Genomic DNA, 3190 nt, shown 5'->3' on the forward strand with positions numbered 1-3190 from the left:
CCTCGTGATCGCGGATACCACGGCGAATCCGGACTGGGTGGCGGCAGACCTGCTGAGCCAGGCCGAGCATGACCCGTCGAGCCAGTCGATCCTGATCACACTGGACGCCGCGCTCGGCAAGACTGTTGAGGAGGCTGTGGAAAACCAGTTGAATTCGCTGGCGACCGGCGCACGGGCGCGCGAATCCTGGACGCAGCATGGCGCGATCATCACGGCGCAGGATATCGAGACGGCGGCCCGCGCGGCGAACATCATCGCGGCCGAGCATGTCGAGCTTTGCATCGCGGATCCGGACGGTATGCTTCCCATGATCAAGCATGCCGGGGCGGTGTTCCTGGGCCACCACACCCCGGAGGCGCTGGGCGATTATGTGACGGGGTCGAACCACGTCCTGCCGACGAGCCGGGCGGCCCGCTTTTCGTCCGGGCTGGGCCTCTATGATTTCCTCAAGCGGATGAGTGTGCAGCGGGCAGGTCCCGAGGGGCTGGCGGCGCTGGCACCGGCGGCCTTGCGTCTCGCCGAGGCCGAGCGTCTACCGGCGCATGGGCGGTCGGTGTCCATCCGGACCAATCAGGGCGGCTAGGCAATGAGCACGAACCGCCTGGTCGCTGTCCATATTGACGATGACACGCTGGGCGCGTCGGGGCCGGACGCCGAACATGAGCGGCGGGTGGCGATCTTCGACCTGATCGAGGAAAACAGTTTCAACATCCTCGGCGAAGATCGCGGGCCGTATGTGCTCGCGCTCAGCCAGGTGGAACGCCGGCTGATCTTCGCGCTGCGCAATGAAGGCGGCGAAGAGGTCCACACTTTCATCCTGTCGATGGGGCCGTTCCGGGGCGTGATCCGCGACTATTTCATGATCTGCGACAGCTATTACGAGGCGATCCGCACCTCGACGCCGCACCAGATCGAGGCGATCGACATGGCGCGGCGCGGTATTCACAATGAGGGCTCAGAGCTTCTGAAAGAGCGGCTGGAAGGCAAGATCGCGATCGACTTCCACACCGCCCGGCGCCTGTTCACCCTGATCTGCGCCCTTCACGCCGGCCAGGGCCGCGCGCCGGGGGCTTGATCGGGGGCACGCGCTGGCGCGCCTGGAAAACAGCCCATCGCGGCCAATGTCCATGTCAAGGCGTCGCGAAGGTCCGTATGGGGCTCGGCGCCCAGGAATGAGACGAGCTTGGCATTGTCGAGCTCAATCGTTTCCTGCCAGAGATAGCGCATCTCAGCGAGTTCGCGGAACAACGGCACAAAAGGCGACAGGGCGATCAGGACTGGCCATGGCAGGAAGCTGATATTTCCCTTGCCTCCATTTGCCGCGCGGACTTCCTCTGCGATCTCAACGCCGCGCGGAAAGTAATGTCCGCGGAAATGAAAGCGCTCGAAATCGGCAAGCTCCCCTTCCCGATCCAGCAGGGCAGCGGCGGTTTCGCCAAAGTCCGGCAGATAGGCCCAGGCATGGCCGGCGTCCGGGCGGCCCGGATAGGTGATCGTCTTCACGGGTTTGCCGGGGGTCACGAGGCCCTGCGAGAACCAGGAATTGCCCGAGACCGGCCCGAAGAAGTCGCCGGCCCGGAGGATAAGAGAGCGGACGCCCTGGTGTTCCGCCGCCGCTTGCAGCCGCCGCTCCATTTCCACGCGGATGGCGCCCTTGCGGGTGCGGGGGTGTTGCGGGGTGTCTTCCGTCAGCCGCGGAAACGTTTCCGGGCCGTAGTTGTAGATGGTGCCGGGAAGGAAGATGCGGGCGCCGGAGATCGCGGCAGCGGCGATCGTGTTATCCAGCATCGGCAGGACGAGCTTGGGCCAGTTCTTGTAGCCGGGCGGATTGACGCCGTGGACAATGACGCTGGCGCCGATTGCGGCGGCGGCAACATCCTTGGCGTTCATGGCGTCGCCCGTCAGCCATTCGGCTTCCGGCAGACGCGCCGGGTCGGGCTTTCGGGCGAGCGCCCGGATTGTCCAGTCGCGCAGGATCAGCGCCCGCGCAATTTCATAGCCGACGCCGCCTGTGACGCCGAGCACCAGTGCCGTTTTTCCGTTTTCCATGGGGCCCGTCTCCTTGTTCTGGGGTGAGACCAGAATGGAGGAAGACGGAGATAAACGTAATTGCGATAATAGATGGATCGGATATAGAGAAAAATATGAGCATTCCCGCCAGCTCCTGGGATCACATCCGCTCGTTCCTTGCCGTGCTGGAGGAAGGCAGCCTGTCGCGCGCGGCGCGCAGCCTGTCGCTGACCCAGCCGACCCTGTCGCGCCATATCGACCAGCTGGAGGCCTCCCTGGGCGGGCCGTTGTTCACCAGGTCGCCGCGGGGTCTGATACCGACGGACAAGGCGCGGATGATCGAGCCGCATGCGCGCACGATTGCCGCCTCAGCCGCCGCCCTGACCCGGGCAGCCTCCGGCGCAGCGGACGAGATGACCGGCGCGGTGCGCATTTCCGCCAGCGAGGTTGTGGGCATCGAGATCCTGCCGGAGATGCTCGTGCCCCTGCGGGAAACCCATCCGGGTCTGGCCTTCGAGATCGTCGCCACAAACCAGTCGAGTGACCTGCTCCGCCGCGATGCCGACATTGCGATCCGCATGGTGCGGCCCCAGCAGGGTGCGCTGCTGGCGAAGAAAGTGGGGGATGTCAGGCTCGGGCTGTTTGCCCGCCGAGACTATCTTGAAAAACACGGCACGCCGCAGAGCCTCGACGATGTCCAAAGGCATGCGATCGTTGGCTTTGATCATGAAACGAGCATCGTTGAGGCGCTGCGCGGGACGGGCCTGGCGCTCGACCGGGCAGGCTTTGCCTGGCGGACCGACAGCGATCTGGCATATCTGAACCTCGTGCGGGCCGGCGCCGGCATCGGCATTTGCCAGCCCGGGCTGGCGCGGCGCCATGGCGGGCTCGTCCGGCTGCTGCCGGAGGCTTTCTCTCTCCCTATGGAGACATGGGTGACCATGCATGAGGACCTGACGGGCGTCGCGCGGATGAAGGTCGTGTTCGACCATCTCTGCGACGCGATGAGTGCTTATGTCCGTAGCCAGGAACTGCCGGCCTGAAACCTGCGATTCTGGTGCAATGACCTGATCGCTTGCCGGAATCTGCTGGAACCTGTATGGCGCCCGGCTAGTGATACGTGGAATACGTGGCGCGTTCGCCGCCGCCTCAGATCTGGATAAGGTATGTCAAAAGAAGA

The 3190-nt window shown here is 64.6% G+C and carries 4 protein-coding genes; 3 read left to right on the forward strand and 1 reads right to left on the reverse strand.

The window, feature by feature from the left end; all coding sequences use genetic code 11:
• Nucleotides 1-583 (forward strand): histidinol dehydrogenase (locus ACK4SV_RS16385; RefSeq protein WP_409918913.1); only part of this gene is annotated, 583 nt, incomplete at its 5' end.
• 3 nt (nt 584-586) lie between these two features.
• The gene (locus ACK4SV_RS16390) at nt 587-1075 is read left to right on the forward strand and encodes a UPF0262 family protein (protein ID WP_409918914.1); all 489 of its coding nucleotides are present in this window, start codon (nt 587-589) and stop codon (nt 1073-1075) included.
• Here ACK4SV_RS16390 and ACK4SV_RS16395 read toward each other — a convergent pair.
• Nucleotides 1042-2049, reverse strand: a complete 1008-nt coding sequence (locus ACK4SV_RS16395; RefSeq protein ID WP_409918915.1) for an NAD-dependent epimerase/dehydratase family protein — start codon at nt 2047-2049, stop codon at nt 1042-1044. The genes ACK4SV_RS16390 and ACK4SV_RS16395 overlap by 34 nt on opposite strands.
• A 95-nt stretch (nt 2050-2144) precedes the next feature.
• On the opposite strand from ACK4SV_RS16395, the gene ACK4SV_RS16400 reads away from it, so the two are divergent.
• Entirely contained in the window at nt 2145-3053 is a 909-nt protein-coding gene (locus tag ACK4SV_RS16400) for a LysR family transcriptional regulator (protein WP_409918916.1), read from the forward strand.
• Nucleotides 3054-3190 lie beyond the last annotated feature (137 nt).

Source organism: Hyphomonas sp. (assembly GCF_046313735.1).
Lineage (GTDB): Bacteria > Pseudomonadota > Alphaproteobacteria > Caulobacterales > Hyphomonadaceae > Hyphomonas.

What these genes read in the sequence shown, in the direction of transcription:
- ACK4SV_RS16390 (WP_409918914.1), top strand. Translation starts at nt 587, where the DNA reads ATGAGCACGAACCGCCTGGTCGCTGTCCATATTGACGATGACACGCTG.
- ACK4SV_RS16395 (WP_409918915.1), bottom strand. Translation starts at nt 2,049, where the DNA reads ATGGAAAACGGAAAAACGGCACTGGTGCTCGGCGTCACAGGCGGCGTC.
- ACK4SV_RS16400 (WP_409918916.1), top strand. Translation starts at nt 2,145, where the DNA reads ATGAGCATTCCCGCCAGCTCCTGGGATCACATCCGCTCGTTCCTTGCC.